Source organism: Romboutsia sp. 13368 (assembly GCF_018336475.1).
Taxonomy (GTDB): domain Bacteria; phylum Bacillota; class Clostridia; order Peptostreptococcales; family Peptostreptococcaceae; genus Romboutsia.
Genome location: NZ_CP048741.1, coordinates 841,666 through 841,959, shown reverse-complemented (window position 1 = coordinate 841,959; position 294 = coordinate 841,666). Strand labels below are relative to the sequence as shown.

General features: G+C 20.7%; 1 protein-coding gene. It reads left to right on the top strand.

Features of this window, described 5'->3' with window-relative positions; genetic code table 11:
• Positions 1 to 7 precede the first annotated feature (7 nt).
• Positions 8 to 294 (top strand): sigma factor (locus G3997_RS03430; RefSeq protein WP_296648144.1); only part of this gene is annotated, 287 nt, incomplete at its 3' end.

Genomic DNA, 294 nt, shown 5'->3' with positions numbered 1-294 from the left:
GGTTTATATGAAATGTAATGAAACAAATTATATACAAAGATTAAAAAATCATAAAGAAGATGCTTTAGAATATGTAGTTGATAAATATATACCATTAGTAAAAGGTACAACCTATAAAGTATTATCACCTTTGAAAAATGAATGGATTATAGAAGAATGTATTAATGATGTATTTCTTTCTGTTTGGAATAATAGTGATAAATTTAATGGAAATAATGATGATTTTAAAAAATGGATATGTGCAATAGCTAAATTTAAATCAATTGATTATTATAGAAAAGAAATTAAACATTT